Genomic DNA, 3,359 nt, shown 5'->3' with positions numbered 1-3,359 from the left:
GACACCACCGCACCGGGCGAAGGCACCGGCCCGAACGGCACCGATGAACTGCCCCTCGTTGAGATCCCTGAAGCATCAGATGGTGTCAATCAAGATGAGGCATCAGACGGTATCCATGTTTCGGTAACGCCTCCAACAGGCACCAATCCCGGTGACACGGTAACGCTAACTCTGACATCTCCAGATGGAACCACAACAGACGTCGAGGCTGTAGTTCCTAATAATTGGAGCGCAGGTGACTCTGTTTCGGTCATAATCACCCCAGATCTGATTAGTGATGACAACGGCTTTATCAATGGTGATTACTCTGTTTCCGCAGCTATCACAGACCAAGCAGGTAACACCAGCCTGCCTAGTAACGATGCTGGTTTGACGCTCGACACAACGGCACCGGATAAAACAACAACATCAATCATTATTGATGACATATCTAACGACAATGTCATCAATATTTCTGAACAAAACCAATCTATTGGGGTTACAGGACAAGTCTCAGGTGAATTCACCGAGGGAGACACGGTCGTTTTGACTATCGACGGAACTCAATATACTGGCGCTGCTGAAGAGGACGGCTCCTTCACAATTGCAGTGCCCGGCACAGCATTGACCTCTGACAGCGACACAGTAATTGAAGCCAGCGTGTTGGCCACAGATAGTGCGGGTAACGTTGGCGAAATCAGCACCACTAAGGACTACGATACTGACCTTCAGGGCCCAACAGCAAGTACAACGGCGCTTACCATTGATAACGTGACATCTGACAACATTCTTAACGCCGCCGAAGCGAGTATGCCTGTTAACGTCACAGGTACAGTAACGGGTGAATTCAAAGAGGATGACGTTGTCACATTAAATGTTAGTGGTAAGGATTTTATTGGAAAGGTCGATGCCGAGGGCAATTACTCTATTCCAGTTCCTGGCATTGATTTGATGACTGATGGAAACTCCTCAGTTACCGCAACGATTCTTGCCACTGATCCTGCCGGAAATACCGGAACCATTTCTGCAAATAAAGACTACAACGTCGATATTGTGGGGCCTAACACTCTTACGACAACACTCATCATAGATACCATCACATCGGATAACGTGATTAATATCGACGAGTCAGAGAGTGCCATCAATATTACTGGCACAGTGAGCGGAGAATACACCGCTGGCAACATTATTACTCTCACCATAAATGGTAAGGACTTCAACGGCCCAGTCGCAGCAAACGGAACGTTTAGTTTTAGTGTTCCAGGTGGGGAACTGGTTAGCGACAACGATACCACGGTAGACGCTAGGCTGATTGCCACCGACGCCGCGGGTAATTTGGGCATTCTCACTACTGCCAAAGAATATGTCCTCGACCTTGTGGCTCCGGGACAGGGAACAGGATCAAATGGCGCTGATGAAGCGCCTACCGTCGCTATCGCCGAAGCAGCTGACGGTGTAAATAAAAACGAAGCAAATGATGGCGTTCAGTCGCAAGTCACTCCCCCTGCTGGCACATTACCAGGGGATACGATCACTCTAACGCTCTCAGATCCAGACGGTCATCAAACAACGGTAGAACATACGGTTCCAAGCGGTTGGGTGGCTGGCCAGGTCGTCGAAGTAACCATACCTGTTAGCGATATCTCAAATGGGAACACATTTGACGATGGAATATACAACCTAATAGCAACGGTTACTGATGCCGCTGGTAATACGAGCCTAAACAGTAACACTGCTACCTTTGAGCTAGATACTATCGCGCCGGGTGAAGGTACGGGTGATGATGGCACAGATGCTTCGCCTATTCTGGTTATCCAAGAATCAAGCAATGGCGTTAATGCCCAGGAAGCATCAGACGGTATTCAAACGTCAGTTACGCCGCCAGTCGGCGCCAAACCAGGGGATTCTATAAGCCTGGAGGTCACCGACCCTTCTGGTAATACCTCAACCATTACTGTCGCTGTGCCAAACGACTGGCAAGACGGCATTTCAGTTCCTATTACCATCCCTGTCAACCAGTTACAAAACGGTGGCAGTTACGAGGATGGCACCTATGGCATTAGCGCAACAGTCACAGACACTGCTGGAAACACGAGTACTGCTGCGGAACAGAACATTACCTTGGATACCACTGAACCCAGCGATGAAACCACTCAACTTACGATTGATGTGATTACCGCAGACAATGTCGTTAATGCAAAAGAGAGTGGCACTTCAATTTCTGTTACTGGCACAGCCATAGGCGAATACACAGCCGGTGATAGAGTGACGCTTTCTGTAAATGGAAACAACTATACAGGTGCTGTGAATACAAGTGGGGAGTTTTCAATCGCCGTTCCTGGAAGCGAGCTTGTCGAAGACTCTGATCTAAAAGTGAATGCTCAACTTGTTGCCACTGATCCTGCCGGTAACACCGGGGTGATTAGCACGACGCAGATCTATAGTGTTGATTTGGTAGCGAACGCTTCAATTACCCTCGACAGTACGATAGCTGGTGACGACGCAATCAATTACGCAGAGTCTCAGCAAAACATTGATATTAAAGGTGTTGTTGGTGGCGATGCTAAACCGGGTGATGTAGTCACCATTACAGTTAACAACACTGAGTTTACTGGCACTGTAAATGCCGATAACAGTTTCAAAATCCCAGTATCTGGCAGTGTATTGGCATCCGCTCCTGACAAAACTATCAAAGCGGCTGTTACAGCGACTGATAATGCAGGAAATACTGTCACTGTCACTGACTCCGAAACATACACTGCTTACGAACCCAAAGTTGAATCAGTCACTCACTTGTCTGATGCAGCAGAGGGGGAGTCAACGATTGGGTGGGATTTAAACCTTGATCACGCCACCACCATTGATACAACTGTGAAGCTTGGGTTCGCGAAAGTCGCCCATGACGTCGTATTTGGCGAAGACTATACAGGTAAAGTGTATGTCTACAGCGATGGAGGAGACTTACTTCAAGAAGTTGAATTGAACAGCTCAAATAAGTGGGTAGCTAATATCACGGTTCCTGCTGGTGAAAGCGGCGTGAAACTCTACGCAGAGACAGTAAACGACGATATTTACGAAGGCGATGAGACCTTCGCCATATATGCAGCAGCCAATACCAGTGAAGGTTGGCAGGATTGGGTTAAATCTGAATCTGCGATTATCACTGACGAAGCTGACAAACCAAAAGTCACCAATGTTTCTGACGCCTCCGTCGACGAAGGAGGCATGGCGACACTCACGGTTTCACTCAGTAATGAATCCACTGCCCCTACCCGTGTGTTTATCGATGCCTATGGTGGTTCAGCTACCGAAGGCGCTGACTTCAACACCAAAGACCTGTGGGTGAACTATGGCAACGGTTGGGTGAAAGCCTCTGGAGA

At 48.4% G+C, this 3,359-nt stretch carries 1 protein-coding gene; it reads left to right on the top strand.

The annotated features are described in order from the left end of the window. The coding region (locus BM082_RS24420; RefSeq protein ID WP_139218825.1) for an Ig-like domain-containing protein at positions 1-3,359 on the top strand (3,359 nt) is incomplete at both ends.

The sequence above is a fragment of the Enterovibrio norvegicus DSM 15893 genome (assembly GCF_900115495.1).
Classification (GTDB): domain Bacteria; phylum Pseudomonadota; class Gammaproteobacteria; order Enterobacterales; family Vibrionaceae; genus Enterovibrio; species Enterovibrio norvegicus.
The sequence above is the reverse complement of the archived record's forward strand: the minus strand, read 5'-3'. Positions and strand labels throughout refer to the sequence as shown.